The sequence below is a fragment of the Mesorhizobium sp. CAU 1741 genome, assembly GCF_039839275.1.
Taxonomy (GTDB): domain Bacteria; phylum Pseudomonadota; class Alphaproteobacteria; order Rhizobiales; family Rhizobiaceae; genus Aerobium.
In genome coordinates this window covers 304123-320197 of the sequence record NZ_JBDOQP010000005.1, presented here as the reverse complement: position 1 = coordinate 320197, position 16075 = coordinate 304123, and the positions used below count along the sequence as shown (strand labels likewise).

Below are 16075 nucleotides of genomic sequence, written 5' to 3'. Positions count from 1 at the left end.
GCATTTTCCGATCGAGCGAATGGCAGACATGAGCAAGAAGAACATCCTATTCGTCATGGCCGACCAACTGCGGGCCGACTACCTGTCGTGCTACGGCCATCCGAAGCTCCAGACGCCGGCCATGGACTGGCTGGCCTCTCGCGGTGTCCGCTTCGACCGGGCCTATGTGCAAGCGACGGTGTGCGGTCCGTCGAGAATGTCGTACTACACCGGCCGCTACATGAGCTCGCACGGATCGACCTTCAACGGCGTGCCGCTGCGCGTCGGCGAGATGACGATCGGCGACCATCTGCGGCCGCTGGGCCTGCGCACCGCGCTCGTCGGCAAGACCCACATGGCGGCCGACATCGAGGGCATGCGTCGCCTCGGCGTTGCCCCCAATTCGATCGAGGGCGTGCTGGCCAGCCAATGCGGCTTCGAGCCCTACGAACGCGATGACGGGCTGTGGCCCGACCAGGTCGTGCCCGAGGACCTGCCCTATAACCGCTACCTGCGCTCGCTTGGCTACAACGTCGAGAACCCATGGCACGACTATGCCAATGCCGGGCGGGACGAAGCGGGCGACGTGCAGTCCGGCTGGTACCTGCGCAATGCCGGACTTGCCGCCGAGGTGAAGGAGGAACACTCCGAAACCGCGTACATGACCGATCGCGCCATGGATTTCATGCGCGAGGCTGGCGACGAACCGTGGTGCCTGCACCTGTCCTACATCAAGCCGCACTGGCCCTATATCGCGCCCGCGCCCTACCATGACATGTATTCGGCCGACGACGTCATCGACGCGGTGCGCGATCCATCGGAGCGCGAAAACCCGCATCCCGTGCTGGGCGCCTACATGCAGCACGAAGAGAGCCTCAACTTCGCCAAGGACGAGGTGCGCCGCCTCGTCATCCCCGCCTATATGGGACTGATCCGCCAGGTCGACGACCATCTGGCGCGCCTGTGGCGCTTCATGGAAGAACACGGCCTTTTCGAAAACACGCTGATCGTGGTCACCAGCGACCATGGCGACTATCTCGGCGACCACTGGCTCGGCGAAAAGGAGATGTTCCACGAGCAGAGCGTGCGAGTTCCGATGATCGTCTATGATCCGGACGCCGCCGCCGATGCGACGCGCGGGACATCGAGCGATTTGCTCGTGGCGGCGATCGATCTCGCGCCGAGTTTCGTCGAATTTGCCGGCGGCACACCGCCAGATCACATTCTGGAGGGCCAGTCGCTGCTGCGGCTGACACGCGCGCAGGGCGCAATCGCGCCCGAGGAATGGCGCAGCGCCGTCGTCAGCGAGTGTGACTACGCGTTCCGCGGCGCGCGCCTGCAACTGGGGACCGAACCCTCGCGATCCCGCGCCTACATGGTGCGCACCGAGCGCTGGAAATACATCTACTTCGAAGGCTACCGTCCGCAACTGTTCGATCTGGTCGAGGACCCGGACGAACTCGTGGATCGCGGCGAGGACCCCACGCTCGAGCCGGTGCGCGAGCTTCTGCGCGAGCGTCTGTTCGACTGGATCCGGACGCGCAAGATGCGGGTGACCATATCGGACGCCGAGGTCGAGAGGCGCACCGACAATCACAAGCAGCGCGGGTTCTATTTCGGAGTGTGGTGAGACCGGCAGGGGCGATTTGCCGTTTGTCACCATAGGTCAGCACGTCTGACATTTTTCGCATCCGTGCAACAAAAGGGATGGCGACGCGGGCAAGACGGTGTCAGTCTAGGGACAACGTGTCTGTCTTCAAACGGAGTCCATCATGATTTCTCGCACACTCAAAGCGGCCGGGCTCGGCCTCGGCCTCACAGTGGCGCTTTCCGCCTTCGCACATGCTGAGCCGGTGAAGATCGGAAGCAAGAACTTCACCGAACAGTTCATCGTCGCGGAGATCTACGCGCAGGCACTCGAGAAGGCCGGCATCGAGGTCGAGAAGCGCCTCAATCTCGGCGCGACCCAGATCGCCCATACCGCGCTGACCAGCGGCGAAATCGATCTCTACCCCGAATATACGGGCACCGCGCTCGCCGCCGTGGTGAAGGGTGAACTCACCAGCGACGCCGACAAGATCTATTCCGACGTCAAGACCTACTATGAAAACGAGCTCGACCTGACGCTGCTGGAGCCGACGGCGATCAACAATGGCTATGCGATCATCCTGCTTCCCGAGAAGGCCGAGGAATACAAGCTGACGACCCTGTCCGACCTGGGGCCCGCTTCGAAGGACCTGACCTTCGGCGCTGAGGGCACCTTTGGCGAACGCAAGGACGGTCTGCCCGGTCTCGAAGAGGTCTACGGCATCAAGTTCAAGGAATTCGTCAAGTTCGCCAAGCTCGGCATCCGCTACAGCGCGCTGACGAGCGAGCAGATCGACGTGTCGTTCGGGTTCTCGACCGACTGGCAGATCGAGGACAGCAAGCTGGCCGTCCTCGAAGACGACAAGAACCTGTTCCCTCCCTACTATCTGGTGCCGATCGTGCGTCAGGATGCGATGAGCGCGAATCCCGAAATCGCCGAGGTGCTGAACAAGATCGCGCCCTTGCTGACCAACGAGAAGATGCGCGCGATGAATGCCGCGGTGGAACGTGACCGCAAGGAACCGGCGGAAGTCGCCGCCGAATTCATTGCCGCCGAAGGTCTCTGATAACGGATGTCCGCCCGCCACCGCGGGCGGACGTCACCTTTGCCAGAATTGAGATGGTGGTCCACGCTTGACCTGGGCACACAAGAACCTCGGCCTGATCGCTGAAGCGGCGGGGCAGCATCTCCTGCTGTCGTTCCTGGCGGTTCTCATCGGCTGCGTGCTGGCGCTCGTGCTTGGCATCGTCTCGGCGCGCCGTCCGCGGCTCTACGTCGTCTTCCTGACCATCGCCGGCATCATATTCGTCATTCCCAGTCTGGCGCTTTTCGCCTTCCTGATCCCGATCATGGGGCTTGGCATGAAGCCGGCGCTGACCGGATTGTCGTCCTACTGCCTGCTCATCCTGCTGCGGAATGTCGTGACGGGTCTGCGCAGCATTCCCGACGACGTGCTGGATGCGGCCGACGGCATGGGCTTCAGCCGCTGGCAGCGCCTTGTCAAGGTCGAGCTGCCTCTTGCCCTGCCGCTGATCGTCTCGGGCATCCGCATCGCGCTTGTCACGGTCATCGGCATCGCCACGATCGCCGCCTTCATCGATGCCGGTGGGCTGGGTTCGATAATCCTCCAGGGCATCGACCAGAGCTGGCCGGAAAAGATCATTGTCGGTGGCGTACTCACCGCGCTCATCGCCATATTCTTCGATCTCCTCCTGACGTGGTTCGAGCGGCGGCTCCAGCGCTGGAGGCAGGCGTGAACCTGCTGTCGCAAGCCTTTACCTGGATTCTGGAGAATCCGGCCGAGTTCAACCGTGCCCTCTACCAGCACTTGCTGATGTCCGGGGCGGCGATCGCCTTCGCGCTTGCGATCGGCCTGCCGCTGGCGGTCATCATCCTGCGCCGCGCCCGGTGGGCGGCTGTCGCGATCAACGCGGTCAACGGGCTGCGCACGCTGCCGAGCCTGGCGATCCTCGCGATCATGATGCCGATCCTCGGCATCGGGCTCTGGCCCTCGATCGTGGCGCTGACGATCCTCGCGCTGCCGCCGATCCTCATCAACGCCTATGTCGGCCTGCGCGACGTCGAGCCCGACGCCATCGAGGCGGCCACCGGCATGGGCATGAGCAACGGACAGATCCTGCGCAAGATCAGGGTGCCGCTTGCCGCGCCGGCGATGTTCGCCGGCCTGCGCACGGCATCGGTACAGGTGCTGGCCGGCGCCACGCTCGCGCCCTTCATCGGCGGCGGAGGACTCGGCGACTTCATCGCCGTGGGCATCGCGGGAATGGACCAGTCGCGCCTGCTGGTTGGCGCGATTCCGATCGCGATGCTGGCGCTCGGCACCGAATTCCTGCTTGGCCTGGCCGAGCGGATCTTCTTTGGAGAAAGACGCGCCGCATGATCATCATGAAGAACGTCACCAAGCGTTTCGGCTCCGACCGTGCGGCGGTGGACGACCTGACGCTCGAAGTGCCGGACGGCATCACGGTCGCGCTCGTCGGCCCATCGGGTTGCGGCAAGACGACCACGATGCGCATGATCAACCGCCTGATCGAGCCGACCAGCGGCGAGATCAGCGTCGGCGGCGAGGATGTGCGCAGCGGGAACCCGGTGCTGTTGAGGCGTCATATCGGCTATGTGATCCAGCAGGTGGGCCTTTTCCCGCATATGACGATCGCGCAGAACATCGCGTCCGTCCCCAACCTGCTCGGCTGGGACAAGGGGCGGATCGACAAGCGCAATCGCGAGCTGATGGAACTGGTGGGACTGGACGCGGTGATGCTCGACCGCTATCCGCGCCAGCTTTCCGGCGGGCAGCGCCAGCGCGTCGGCGTGGCGCGCGCGCTGGCTGCCGACCCGCCCGTGCTGCTGATGGACGAACCCTTCGGCGCCATCGACCCGATCGCCCGCATGCGGCTTCAGAACGAGTTCAAGCAGATTCTCCAGCGCGTCAGAAAGACGGTGGTGATGGTGACCCACGATATCGACGAGGCTGTGCGCCTCGGCGACCGCATCGCCATCATGCGCGACGGACGCATCGTGCAGTACGATACCCCCGACACGATATTGTCACGGCCGATCGATGCTTTCGTGGAGAATTTCGTCGGGGCCGACCGCGCCTTGAAACGGTTGACGCTGTTCAGCGTTGCGGATGAAATGGAGCCGGGCGACGCTTCGCCCTCATTGCCGCGCGTCGAGGCCGAAAGCGACCTGCGCGACGCCTTGTCGGCCATCATCGCGGCACGGGCCGAGGAAGCGGCGGTCGTGGATGGGGCGGGCACGGTCGTCGGCACCATCAGCCGTGAAAAGATAATGTCAGTGTGAGAATGAGCATTCCCGAAACGATTGTCATCCAGGGCCGATTCAGCGGCTGGTCTCTGGACGAGCTTGCAAAATTTGCCGCCAGTGCTGAAGAAGCCGGCGTCCGATCGCTGGTCCTGCCCGACGATATCGCAGCCGAAGACGGCGGCGAGGCGTGGCCCGACGCCCTAATCCTGATCGGCTGGCTCGCGGCGAAGACGTCGCGCATACGCCTGCTGGCGCGCGTGTCCACTCTCGGTCACCAGCCATACAATCTTGCCCGGCGCCTTGCGTCGCTCGAACTCATCAGCCGGGGCCGTTCCGGCTGGGTGGTCGACGAGGGGCATGTCGGCGACGCCTACGCCGCGTTCAGTGGCAAGGCCCGCCTCGAGGGGGCGGACTTCGGCGCAAGGCAGCAGGAGTTCGTCGACGTGGTGTCCGGCCTGTGGGAAAGCTGGGATGGCGATGCGCTGCTGCTCGACCGTTACAATGCGCGGTTCTTCAACCCCCAATCCATGCACACGCTCGATCACCGCGGCGCGTATTTTTCGGTGCGCGGACCGCTCAACGTCATGCGCTCGCCGCGCGGCAGGCCGGACCTGTTGCGCGACAACGAACTTGGCGACGCGGTCGTTATCGATAGTGCGAGGTCTGCCACCAAACTGACCGAGGGGTGGAGCCGATGAGCGCGCAGATGAAACTCGGCGCCTTCCTGATGCCGACCGGCCATCACATCGCCGCCTGGCGGCATCCGCAGGCGGCAGCCGACGCCGGCATCAATGTCGACCACATGATTGCGATCGCCCGCACGGCGGAACGCGGCCTTTTCGACCTCGTCTTCTTCGAGGATGCCGCAGGCGTGCGCGAGGCGCGTGTGGAACTCGCATCGCAGGCCGCGCGCTCGATCGGCTTCGAGCCGATCAGCCTGCTTGCCGCGCTCGCGGCCAATACGCAAAATGTCGGCCTCGTCGCCACCGCGTCGTCATCCTACAACGAGCCCTACGCGCTGGCGCGCGCCTTCGCCACGCTCGACCTTGTCAGCGGCGGCCGGGCGGGATGGAACCTCGTCACATCGGCCAGCGAGATCGAGGCGGCCAATTTCGGCGCACAGGGCCTGCGCGCGCATCGTGACCGCTACGCCAAGGCAAGCGAGTTCGCTGACGTCGTGGCGCGCCTCTGGGATCCTGCCAACCGCACCGGTACCATCGCCCATGAAGGCGAGAGCTTTATGGTGGCACAGGGGCTCGGGATACCCGCATCCCCGCAAGGCGCGCCGGTGGTGGTGCAGGCGGGCTCGTCGGATGTCGGCCGTGATCTCGCGGCGCGCACCGCCGATGTCGTCTTCGTCGCGACACAGACCTTCGATGCCGCCAAGGCGTTCTACGACGACGTGAAGGCCCGGGTGAAGGCCGCAGGGCGCAATCCCGACCATCTGAAGATCATGCCGGGGGTTTCGCCCGTGGTCGCCAGGACCCGCGAGGAGGCGCAGGCGAAATTCGACGAACTCCAGGCGTTGATTCCCGACGAGGTCGGCCTCGCGCTTCTGGCAAGCTATCTGGCGACCGACGCGCTGGACGGCCTGCCGCTGGACGGGCCGATGCCGGACTTGAAGGCGAGCGAAGGCATGCAGAGCCGGCAGCAGCTCGTGATCGACCAGTCGCGGCGCGAAGGGTTGAGCATACGGCAGGTGGCGCAGCATTTCGCCGGCGCGCGCGGCCACTGGCGGCTGATCGGCACCGCCGCTGACATCGCCGACGAACTCGAAGCCTGGTTTACCGGTGGCGCCTGCGACGGCTTCAACGTGATGCCCGCCTTCTTCCCGGGAGAACTCGACAGCTTCGTCGATCTGGTCATTCCCGAGCTGCAGCGGCGCGGACTGTTCCGCACCGCCTATGAAGGCTCGACATTGCGGGCAAATCTGGGACTGGCAACGCCGGGCTGACGCCCGGCAGCCCTCGCTAGGCCGCCAATTCCTCCTGGGCGATCGTCACCCAGTAGCGCACGCCATCGGCAAGGATGTTGTCGTTGAAGTCGTAGCGATCGGAATGCAGCGCTGGTCCGTTGCCGGCGCCGAGGAAGAAAAAGCAGCCGGTCGACTGCTCCAGCATGTATGCGAAGTCCTCCGCGCCGGTGCCGGGCGTCGCCTTGTCGTCCACCCGCTCGGCGCCGAAACGGTCGCGCAGGGCGGAGACGATCCTGCCCGTGGCCTCCGGTGGGTTGTGAAGCGACGGGAAGAGCCGCTCATAGGTGACGTCGAGTGTCGTGCCGAAGGCGTCCGCCGCCGCGCGGGCAACCTGGTTGAGACGCCGCTCCAGCAGATCGCGGGTCGCCGGTGAAAAGCTGCGCACGGTGCCGCGCACCACGACGCGGGAGGGTATGACGTTCGGCGCATCGTAGTTGCCGCCGCTGATATGGCCGACGCTGATGACGCCCTGGTCGAACGGCGAGACGTTACGCCCGACGATGGCCTGCAGGTTGGTCACGAACTGCGCGGCCGCAAGCGTCGGGTCGATCGACAGGTGCGCGCCAGATCCGCCATGGCCGCCCTGCCCGCCGAAGGCGACGGTGAACGTATCGGCCGCCGCCAGCATCGCGCCGATGGCGACGTTGAACGAGCCTTCCGGCAGGTTGGGCTTGTTGTGCAGCCCATAGACCGCGTCGACCGGAAAGCGCTCGAACAGCCCGTCGCGCATCATCGCCGGCGCCCCGCCCAGCCCCTCCTCGGCGGGCTGGAAGATGAAATGGATGGTGCCGGAAAAGACCGGGTTCCGCGCCAGCATCTCGGCCGCGCCAAGGAGCATCGTCGTGTGGCCGTCATGGCCGCATCCGTGCATCATGTTGGCGATCTCGGACGCATGGGGAAGACCGGTCGCCTCCTGCATCGCAAGGGCATCCATGTCGGCGCGGAAGCCGATGACGCGGTTGCCGGTGCCGGAGCGCAAGGTGCCGACCACACCGGTGCCGCCGATGCCTTCGCTGACCTCGAGCCCGAGTTCGCGCAGCCGTTCGGCGACTATCCCGGCGGTGCGCACTTCCTTGAACCCGATCTCGGGATTGCGATGCAGGTCCTGCCGCAGTTCCACCAACCGGGGGAGAGCCTCGGCCAGGTGGGTTTCGATCTCGGCGGGCATGGGTCTGGATGGCATGAAGGAATCCTCGGTATCGTCGTATCGCGGCACCTCGACTTTTCCACCAAAGCGCTAGCCGCAGCAAGGCGCGGCTGAGGAAATCACAGGGACAACGCATCTGAGCCCGGGGCGTTCAGGCAAAATTGAGATAGACGAACGCCAGGGCGAGGCCGAGGAGGAAGATCGTCTCTGCCCCCAGGATCAGCATTCCGCCGCTGCCGGCCGCGAATATCCTTGCCAGCGAGGTCTTGACGCCCAGCGCCGCGATTGCCGTCAGCAGCATGAAGCGGGACGCCTCGTTGAGGATGTCGAGGATGGCTTCATTGAGGGGAAGGAGGTTGCGCAGCAGCATCAACGCCATGAACGCGACGACGAACCAGGGCATCGAGACGCCGCCGCCTGCCTCTCGCCGGTAGCACAGACCGACGGCGACGAGCACCACCGGAAGCAGCGCCACCCGCAGGAGCTTGGTGAAGGTCGCGATCTCGCCGGCCGGATCGCTGATCGAATAGCCAGCGCCGACCACCTGGGCGACGTCGTGGATGGTTGCTCCGATGAGGTAGCCGCTGGCCAGTTCCGACAGGCCGAGCGCTGCGAAGAGGATCGGGTAGAGGATCATGGCAGCGGTCGACAGCGCGGTGACGCCGACGACGGTGAAGAGGACGTCTTCCTCGCGAAGATGCCGCTTCGGAATGACCGCAGCGATTGCCAGGGCAGCCGATGCGCCACAGATGGCAACCGCGCCGCCGGTCAGCAGGCCGAACGCCATCGGCCGGCCCGTCAATCTGGCGATCAGCGTGCCGCTGGCCAGCACCAGAAGTGTCAGCGCACATACGCCGAGAATGCTGGAAAGGCCAAGTTGCGACACGTCGGCGAACGTGAGCCGCAGCCCCAGCAGGGCGACGCCGATCCGCAGGATGGTCTTCGAGCAGAGCTCCACCCCGGGTGCCGTGCCCGGATTCTCCGTCATGAAGTTGAACGCCATGCCGATCAGCAGGGCAAACAGCATGGCCGGCGCGCCGTAGTGCTCCGACAGGAAACTCGCGGCCAGCGCGATGGTGGCGGCGAGCACCACCCCGCGCTTGTGCAGCGCGATCCAAGCGAAGATCTGGCTGCTTTGGGCCTGAAAGCGTTCCGGCAAAGGCTCAGGACCGGTCATCGGGCGTCGAGCGCGAGAACCCGACGACGGCGTCGACCAGCAGGTCGAGCGTATCGAAGCAGCGCGCGCGCGGATCGACCGCATCCGGGATGAGCGAGAACTCCGTGCAGGCGATCATCTGGACCTCGGCGTCCCGTTCCAGCAATCCGCTCGACAGCGCGCGCAGGGCGGCGCGGGTCTCGGCGCCGAGATCGCCTGCCTTGATGCGCCGAATGATCGCCAGCGCGTCCTCGTCGCGCGCCGGATAAACCGCCTCGAGCCCGCGTGCAGCGAGGACCTGGTCGAACAATCCCACTAGGCGCGTGGCGGGCGAGGCGAGAATGCCCACCCGGCCGCCCGCGCCCGCCTGTTCCAGTGCCCTGTCGGCCGCCAGCGCGACCATGTCGATGAACGGGATCGCGACCGCCGATCTGATGTCGGGTGCGTAGTGGTGGGCCGTATTGCAGGGCATGGCGAGCGCCTCGGCGCCGGCGACTTCGAGCCCCCGCGCCATCGCGGCGAGCACCGGGGCCGGGCTTTCGCCACGCTTCTCGATCAGATGGCGGATGCGCGACGGCACCTGCGGGTTCTGGTCGACGAGCAGGGGAATATGGTCGACATCGTCCCGCGCGGGCACCGCCGCGAGGGTCTTCTGCATGAAGAGCACCGTTGCTTCCGGCCCCATCCCACCGAGAATGCCGATCTTGCGAAGGCTCATGGCGCTCATCCCGCTCGTTCCAATGGTGAGAGATGTCCGAGCTACTGGGCCGAAGCTTCGCCAGCGAGGACGGCGTCGTAGCCGAAAAGGGCTGCCGAGCCGCCAGTGTGCAGAAAGACGATCTTCTGTCCCTTCTTGAAGGTCCCCTTACGGCACAGGTCGATGAGGCCGGCTGCGCCCTTGCCGGAGTAGACCGGGTCGAGAAGGATGCCCTCCAGTTCGGCGAACATGCGGATCGCTTCCAGCGTATCGGCGCGAGGGATGCCATAGCCCGGTCCGACATAGCTGCAGTCGGCGACAACGTCGCTGCGCGATACCACGTCCGGGCAGCCGAGCTTTTCCGCGGTCTTCAGCGACAGGTTGAAGACGTTTTCTTCCTGCTTCTCCTTTGGCGCGCGCACGCCGATACCGAGCAGCGGGATATTGGCATTGATGGCCTTGAGTCCTGTGACGAGGCCGGCCTGGGTACCGGCACTGCCGGTCGCCGTGACGATCTGGTCGATAACCAGCCCGCGGTCATTCGCCTGGCCGACGAGTTCGAAGGCGCAGTTCACATAGCCGAGCGCACCCGTCGCGTTCGACCCTCCGCCGGGGATCAGGTAGACCTTGCGGCCCTCGGCGCGAAAGCGTTCCGCAACCTTCTCCATCTCGCCCTGCATGTCGGCGCCGCCCGTCCGCTTCTCGGTCGTGGCGCCATGCAGATGGTCGAGCAGCACGTTGCCGTTGGTGTTGTAGTTGGCATCGTTGGAGCCGGTCCGATCTTCCAGCAGGAGGTGACATGCGAGCCCGAGCTTTGCGGCGAAGGCGGCCGTCTGGCGCGCATGGTTCGACTGGGTGGCGCCTTGCGTAATCACCATGTCGGCGCCCTGCTGCATGGCCTCGGCCATCAGGAATTCGAGCTTGCGGGTCTTGTTGCCGCCTGTCGACAGCCCGGTGCAGTCGTCCCGCTTGATCCAGATTTCCGGACCTCCGAGTTCAGCCGACAAGCGGTCGAGACGCTCCAGCGGAGTGGGCAGGTGGGCCAGGAAGACACGGGGGTAGCGGGAGAGGTGCATGGCTGTCTCCAATCAGAAAAGTTGCATGGAGCGACATATCCAATACGATGCCTCCAGCATCAAGGTCGAAATTTTTGAAACAAGATGCATACCATGCAAGTTAAGGAAATCTGCTGTGCGGCTCGAATGGCTGGAAGACATCCTCGCGGTGGCCGAGACAGGCTCGTTCGGAGAAGCCGCGCAGCGTCGCGGGCTGACGGCGTCGGCGTTTTCGAGGCGTGTCCAGAACATCGAAGAGCATGTCGGCATCGAACTTTTCGATCGCTCCCGCAAGCCGGTGGAGCTTCGCCGCGCGACGGCTGAACATCGCGACGCCATCGAGGGCATCGCGGAACGATTGCGGCAGCTCGTGCTCGATCTCCGCTCGGGCGAACGGGCCTCCGCCAACCGCATCGTCATCGTCAGCCAGCATGCGCTGACGACCGCGATCGCGCCCGGCATCATCGATGAAATACAGTCCCGCAATGACGGGATATTCCTGAGGCTCCGCTCCGCAAACCTCGACGATTGCTTCGCCCAATTGCTGGCCAGGGAGGCTGACGTCGCCATCGTTTACCGGCTGCCTGGAACCGAACATCCCGTTCGTGCGGACTTTGTCGAGGTCGCCGCGATCAGCTCCGATACGCTCGTGCCGGTGATCGGGGCAGGGCACCACGATCGAGTGCTCGACCTCATGAGGCAGGGCCGATTGCCCTATGTCGCCTATCCAGGGGACGTCTTCATGGGACAGGTGATGGAACGTCAGATATTGGCGCGTCTGCGGCCGACGGTCGAGCTTATGGCCAAGGTTGAGACGTCGCTCACCCTTGCGGCGCTCGAATTGGCCGCGGTCGGGGTTGCGGTTGCCTGGGTGCCCCGTTCGCTGGCGCGTGATCGCCTCGACGACGGCAGGCTGGTGGATCTGTCGCGCACGATACCACATTGCGAGCTGGAGGTGACGGCAGTGCGTGCGCTTGGCGCCGCGTCCGCCACCGAGCAGCTCCTTTGGGACCAGTTGACCCGATCGCGGTGACGCCACCGATTTGCGCGTGACAATGCCTTCCCGCTTTGCAACACTACCCGGATGAGAGACAGGGGCGCTCGCCGACAGGCGGGCTGAGAAGCACCCTTCGAACCTGAACCGGATAATGCCGGCGGAGGGAGTCGCTTGGGTCGGCCGCTTGAGTTGCTCGTACCCTTCCGTCTTCTGCTCCGCTGGAAAGGAGCAAGATGACGGACGACCTTTCCCCCGGAACCATGTTGACGGCGATGCGGCGCGAGACGCCGCTCGTCCACTGCATCACCAATTTCGTCGCGATGAACGTTGCGGCCAACGTGCTGCTGGCGGCGGGCGCCTCCCCGGCGATGATCCACGCCGAGGCCGAGGCGGGGGAATTCGCGGCGATCGCCGGCGCGCTGACGATCAATATCGGAACGCTGTCGCCGGTATGGCTTCAAGGCATGCACGCCGCCGTGGACGGCGCGCGGCAGGCCGGGCGCCCATGGGTGCTCGACCCGGTCGCCCACCACGCCACGGCGTACCGCCGCAAGGCGGCATTGGACCTGCTCGGCCTGTCGCCAAACATCGTGCGCGGCAACGCCTCCGAGATCATCGCGCTGTCGGGCGCCACGGGCCACGGGCGCGGCGTCGACAGCCGCGACACGGTCACGGCCGCCGAGGATGCGGCCCGGTCCATCGCCCGCATGCACGGCGCGGTGGTCGCGGTCACCGGCGCGGTGGATTTCGTCACCGATGGCGAGCGCGCCTACCGCGTCGAGGGTGGCTCGCCCTTTATGCCGCAAGTCACGGCGCTGGGCTGCTCGCTCACCTGCCTTGTCGGCGCCTTCGCCGCCGCATTTCCGCGCAACCCTCTCGAGGCGACGACGGCGGCTCTGGCACACTTTGCCGTCGCCGGTGAAAAGGCCGCCAGGGATGCGGCGGGGCCGGGCTCGTTCGGGTGGCGCTTCCTCGACGCGCTCGCAGCCGTCGACGGTGATGCGCTCGACGCCGGCTCGCGGGTCGCAGCAGCATGAGACCCCGGTTCGACCTCTCCTTCTATCTCGTGCTCGATCCCGCGCTATGCGGCGACCTTGGTATGGTCGAGACAGCGCGCCAGGCGGCGACGGCCGGAGCGACCATGATCCAGTTGCGCGACAAGCAGGCCGACACGGCGCGACTTGTCGAGACCGGGCGTGCATTGAAGCAGGCACTGGCGGGCACAGACGCGCTGCTCGTGGTCAACGACGACGCGGACGCGGCAGTTGCGATCGGGGCCGATGGCCTGCATATCGGCCAGGGCGATCTCGATGTGGCTCTCGCGCGTGCCCGCACAGGGCCCGACATGATCCTCGGCGTCACGGTGGAGACGGCCGCCCTGGCCGCCGCGCTCGATACGGCCATCGTGGACTATGCCGGTATCGGGCCGGTCTTCGCGACGCCCACCAAGCCGGACCACAAACCGCCGATCGGTTTCGACGGGCTGGCGCGAATGGTGGAGGCCTGTCCCGTTCCGGCAGTCGCCATCGGCGGCCTGAAAGCCCGTCATGCGAACGACGTCTTCAAGGCCGGTGCCAGGGGTCTGGCCGTGGTTTCGGCGGTTTGCGGCCAGCCGGATCCGCATGCGGCGGCCCGCGACATCGCCGGCGCGATCAAAAGGGCATGCCGATGATCCGGAACGTCCTCAGCATTGCCGGTTCCGACCCTTCGGGCGGAGCCGGCATCCAGGCGGACCTGAAGACGTTTTCCGCCTGCGGCGTCTATGGAATGGCGGTCCTCACGGCGCTGACGGCGCAGAACACGCAAGGCGTCTCGGGAGTTCACCTCGTGCCGCCTTCATTCGTCGCGCGGCAGATCGAGGCGGTTTTCGCCGACATCCGCGTCGATGCCGTCAAGATCGGCATGGTCGCCAGCGCCGGGATCGCCGAGGCCGTTGCCGACGCGCTGGCGCCGCATCCGAATTTGCCGGTGGTGCTTGATCCGGTGATGGTCGCCAAGGGCGGCGCAAGCCTGCTCGACCCCGACGCGGTGGCCGCACTTGTCGAAAGGCTGCTTCCATTGGCGACGATCATCACGCCCAACCTGCCGGAGGCAGCGGCGCTGATCGGGGTGCCGGTCGCGGAAACCCGCGCACAGATGGCCGAACAGGCCCGTCAGTTGCGAACGGCGGGAGCGCACGCCGTTCTTCTCAAGGGTGGCCACCTCGGCGGGAACGACAGCCCGGATGTCTTCTCGAGCCAAACGGAGCTGGAATGGCTTGAAGGACCGCGCATCGCCACCGCCAGCACGCACGGCACCGGCTGCACCTTGTCCAGCGCACTCTCCGCCTCTCTTGCGAGGGGGATGCCGCCCGTCGGCGCGGCACAAGCAGCGAAGGCCTATCTGGCCGGCGCGATCGTCGATGCCGAGCGGCTATCGGTCGGCTCGGGCCATGGGCCGGTCCATCATTTTCATCAGTTCTGGCAACAATCGTGAGAGGGATACATCAATGACATTGCCGATCAGCGAGCAGACCGTCCTGGTCACCGGTGCAGGGCGGGGCCTTGGGGCCGCGATCGCCGAAGCCTTTGCGCGCGAGGGCGCCCGGGTGGCCATCAACTACCGCACCAGCAGGGACAAGGCCGAAGCGCTGGCCGACAGGCTGGGAACCCGTTCGCGCGCGTTCGGCGCGGATGTCCGCGACGCCGGCGAGGTCGACCGAATGGTTGCCGACGTGACGGCCGCGCTTGGCAGCCCCACCACGGTGGTCCACAATGCGCTCGCGGATTTCTCGTTCAATGGCGATGCGCGCAAGAAGCTCGACGCGCTGTCGTGGGAGGACATTGCACCCCATTTCGAGACGGCAACGAAGGGCGCGCTCAACCTGCTCCGTGCCGTTCGGCCGGCAATGGCGCAGGCCGGTTTCGGCCGCGTCGTCACCATCGGCACCAACCTCTTCCAGAACCCAGTCGTGCCCTATCACGACTATACGGCAGCCAAGGCCGCGCTCCTGTCGCTGACCCGCACGGCGGCGGCCGAACTCGGACCGTCGGGCATCACGGTCAACATGGTGTCGGGCGGGCTCCTGCGCACCACCGACGCAAGCGCGGCGACACCTCAAGCCGTCTTCGACCTCATCGCCGGCAGTACGCCGCTGCGCCGCGTGACGACCCCGCAGGAAGCCGCCGATGCGGTGCTGTTCTTCGCCAGCCCCTGGGCGCGCGCGATTACCGGGCAGAATCTGGTGGTGGACGGCGGGCTCGTCTTCAACTGAGCGCGACGGCACGCTCGTCAACGCTTTGGATTGTGTGCATTTGCGTTGCAGAATGATGCGCCGCGATTCATTCTCGCGGCCATGATTCTCGAGCATCCCATGTGTCCGGACGTAGTGTTGTGCGCGTCGTCGACGACGGCGTCAGCGGGCCCGCGCGGCCGGAACGGGCGGTCGAGCGCCCGATCCGGTCCGGCCTGACGATGGGAGCGGCGGTCAATCGCAAGGGCAGGGCGCGGACGGGCGAAAGCCCGCTGTTCGACCCGGAACTGGATCATCTGCCACCCGAGGCACGGTGGCGCGAATGGATGGGCCGGGTCGAGGCGGTGATCTTTGCCTCTGGCGAACCGGTGCCCCGCGAAACGCTGGCCCGTGTCGTCGGCAAGGGCTGCAGCCTGGATCTCCTGGTGGACGATATCCGTGAAGAGCTGCGCGGCAGACCCTACGACATCGTCGCCGTTGCCGGCGGGTTCCAGCATCGCACGCGCCCGTCATTCGCCGACGCGATCCGCACGGCTTCAGGCGCGGCCGAGCAGATCGTGGACCTCAGCCAGCAGGAAGCGCTGGTGCTGATGACCATCGCCTATTTCCAGCCGATCACGCGGATGGAGCTGTCGACCTTCTTCGCCCGCGAAATCTCGCGCGACCTGATCGCCACCCTGCGCTCGACGGGATTCATCGCATCCGGTCCGCGCGCGCCGCAGCCTGGCGCACCCTACACCTACGTCACCACGAAGACGTTCCTGTCGCATTTCGGGCTGGATACGTTAAGAGACCTGCCTGACCACGAGGCGCTGGAGGATGCCGGCCTGCTGAGCCGGCGATCGCTGGCGGAGGGGGATATTCCCGTCGCATCGTCGCAGGAGCGTGGAGACGAGGCCGAGATCGGCGACGACGACGGAGACAGGGACGAGGCGGAGGGGTCGCCGGACCCCGAGTGAAA

At 65.8% G+C, this 16075-nt stretch carries 17 protein-coding genes and 1 riboswitch; of the genes, 13 read left to right on the top strand and 4 right to left on the bottom strand.

Annotation, left to right across the window (positions count from 1 at the left end; genetic code table 11):
• The first annotated feature begins 28 nt into the window (after positions 1–28).
• From AAFN84_RS20480 to AAFN84_RS20450, 7 genes are all read left to right on the top strand, one after another.
• Entirely contained in the window at positions 29–1609 is a 1581-nt protein-coding gene (locus AAFN84_RS20480; protein WP_347516540.1) for an alkaline phosphatase family protein, read from the top strand.
• A 142-nt stretch (positions 1610–1751) separates the two neighbouring features.
• On the top strand, positions 1752–2633 hold the full coding sequence (locus AAFN84_RS20475; protein ID WP_347516538.1) for a glycine betaine ABC transporter substrate-binding protein: 882 nt from the start codon (positions 1752–1754) through the stop codon (positions 2631–2633).
• A gap of 67 nt (positions 2634–2700) precedes the next feature.
• Positions 2701–3324, top strand: a complete 624-nt coding sequence (locus AAFN84_RS20470) for an ABC transporter permease (RefSeq protein WP_347516537.1) — start codon at positions 2701–2703, stop codon at positions 3322–3324.
• Positions 3321–3968, top strand: a complete 648-nt coding sequence (locus AAFN84_RS20465; protein ID WP_347516536.1) for an ABC transporter permease — start codon at positions 3321–3323, stop codon at positions 3966–3968. Before AAFN84_RS20470 ends, AAFN84_RS20465 begins: the two co-directional genes overlap by 4 nt.
• Entirely contained in the window at positions 3965–4891 is a 927-nt protein-coding gene (locus AAFN84_RS20460; RefSeq protein ID WP_347516535.1) for an ABC transporter ATP-binding protein, read from the top strand. The genes AAFN84_RS20465 and AAFN84_RS20460 overlap by 4 nt, the downstream gene beginning before the upstream one ends.
• A gap of 2 nt (positions 4892–4893) precedes the next feature.
• Entirely contained in the window at positions 4894–5553 is a 660-nt protein-coding gene (locus AAFN84_RS20455) for an LLM class flavin-dependent oxidoreductase (protein ID WP_347516534.1), read from the top strand.
• Positions 5550–6809 carry an LLM class flavin-dependent oxidoreductase gene (locus AAFN84_RS20450; RefSeq protein ID WP_347516533.1) on the top strand — a complete coding sequence of 420 codons (1260 nt, stop codon included), beginning with the start codon at positions 5550–5552 and terminating at the stop codon, positions 6807–6809. Before AAFN84_RS20455 ends, AAFN84_RS20450 begins: the two co-directional genes overlap by 4 nt.
• Positions 6810–6825: 16 nt before the next feature.
• Here the strand turns inward: AAFN84_RS20450 and AAFN84_RS20445 are convergent, their stop codons facing one another.
• The 4 genes from AAFN84_RS20445 to AAFN84_RS20430 all read right to left on the bottom strand — a co-directional run bounded on the left by AAFN84_RS20445 (position 6826) and on the right by AAFN84_RS20430 (position 10906).
• Positions 6826–8013 carry an amidohydrolase gene (locus AAFN84_RS20445; RefSeq protein WP_347516532.1) on the bottom strand — a complete coding sequence of 396 codons (1188 nt, stop codon included), beginning with the start codon at positions 8011–8013 and terminating at the stop codon, positions 6826–6828.
• 115 nt (positions 8014–8128) lie between these two features.
• On the bottom strand, positions 8129–9154 hold the full coding sequence (locus tag AAFN84_RS20440) for a putative sulfate exporter family transporter (RefSeq protein WP_347516531.1): 1026 nt from the start codon (positions 9152–9154) through the stop codon (positions 8129–8131).
• Positions 9141–9851, bottom strand: coding sequence for an amino acid racemase (locus AAFN84_RS20435; protein WP_347516530.1), 711 nt, complete (start codon positions 9849–9851; stop codon positions 9141–9143). The genes AAFN84_RS20440 and AAFN84_RS20435 overlap by 14 nt, the downstream gene beginning before the upstream one ends.
• A 41-nt stretch (positions 9852–9892) precedes the next feature.
• The gene (locus AAFN84_RS20430) at positions 9893–10906 is read right to left on the bottom strand and encodes a D-cysteine desulfhydrase (RefSeq protein ID WP_347516529.1); all 1014 of its coding nucleotides are present in this window, start codon (positions 10904–10906) and stop codon (positions 9893–9895) included.
• A gap of 115 nt (positions 10907–11021) precedes the next feature.
• Between AAFN84_RS20430 and AAFN84_RS20425 the strand changes: the two genes are divergently transcribed.
• The 6 genes from AAFN84_RS20425 to AAFN84_RS20400 all read left to right on the top strand — a co-directional run bounded on the left by AAFN84_RS20425 (position 11022) and on the right by AAFN84_RS20400 (position 16073).
• Positions 11022–11918, top strand: a complete 897-nt coding sequence (locus AAFN84_RS20425) for a LysR family transcriptional regulator (RefSeq protein WP_347516527.1) — start codon at positions 11022–11024, stop codon at positions 11916–11918.
• A gap of 50 nt (positions 11919–11968) precedes the next feature.
• A riboswitch (TPP riboswitch) is annotated at positions 11969–12065 on the top strand.
• Between the two features lie 50 nt (positions 12066–12115).
• On the top strand, positions 12116–12919 hold the full coding sequence (thiM, locus tag AAFN84_RS20420; RefSeq protein ID WP_347516526.1) for a hydroxyethylthiazole kinase: 804 nt from the start codon (positions 12116–12118) through the stop codon (positions 12917–12919).
• Positions 12916–13554 (top strand): thiamine phosphate synthase, encoded by a 639-nt coding sequence (thiE, locus tag AAFN84_RS20415; RefSeq protein ID WP_347516525.1) that lies wholly within the window; start codon positions 12916–12918, stop codon positions 13552–13554. The genes thiM and thiE overlap by 4 nt, the downstream gene beginning before the upstream one ends.
• Positions 13551–14357, top strand: coding sequence for a bifunctional hydroxymethylpyrimidine kinase/phosphomethylpyrimidine kinase (gene thiD, locus AAFN84_RS20410; protein WP_347516524.1), 807 nt, complete (start codon positions 13551–13553; stop codon positions 14355–14357). The genes thiE and thiD overlap by 4 nt, the downstream gene beginning before the upstream one ends.
• A gap of 13 nt (positions 14358–14370) precedes the next feature.
• Positions 14371–15135, top strand: coding sequence for a 3-oxoacyl-ACP reductase (locus AAFN84_RS20405; RefSeq protein ID WP_347516523.1), 765 nt, complete (start codon positions 14371–14373; stop codon positions 15133–15135).
• Between the two features lie 200 nt (positions 15136–15335).
• Positions 15336–16073, top strand: coding sequence for an SMC-Scp complex subunit ScpB (locus AAFN84_RS20400; protein WP_347516639.1), 738 nt, complete (start codon positions 15336–15338; stop codon positions 16071–16073).
• Positions 16074–16075 lie beyond the last annotated feature (2 nt).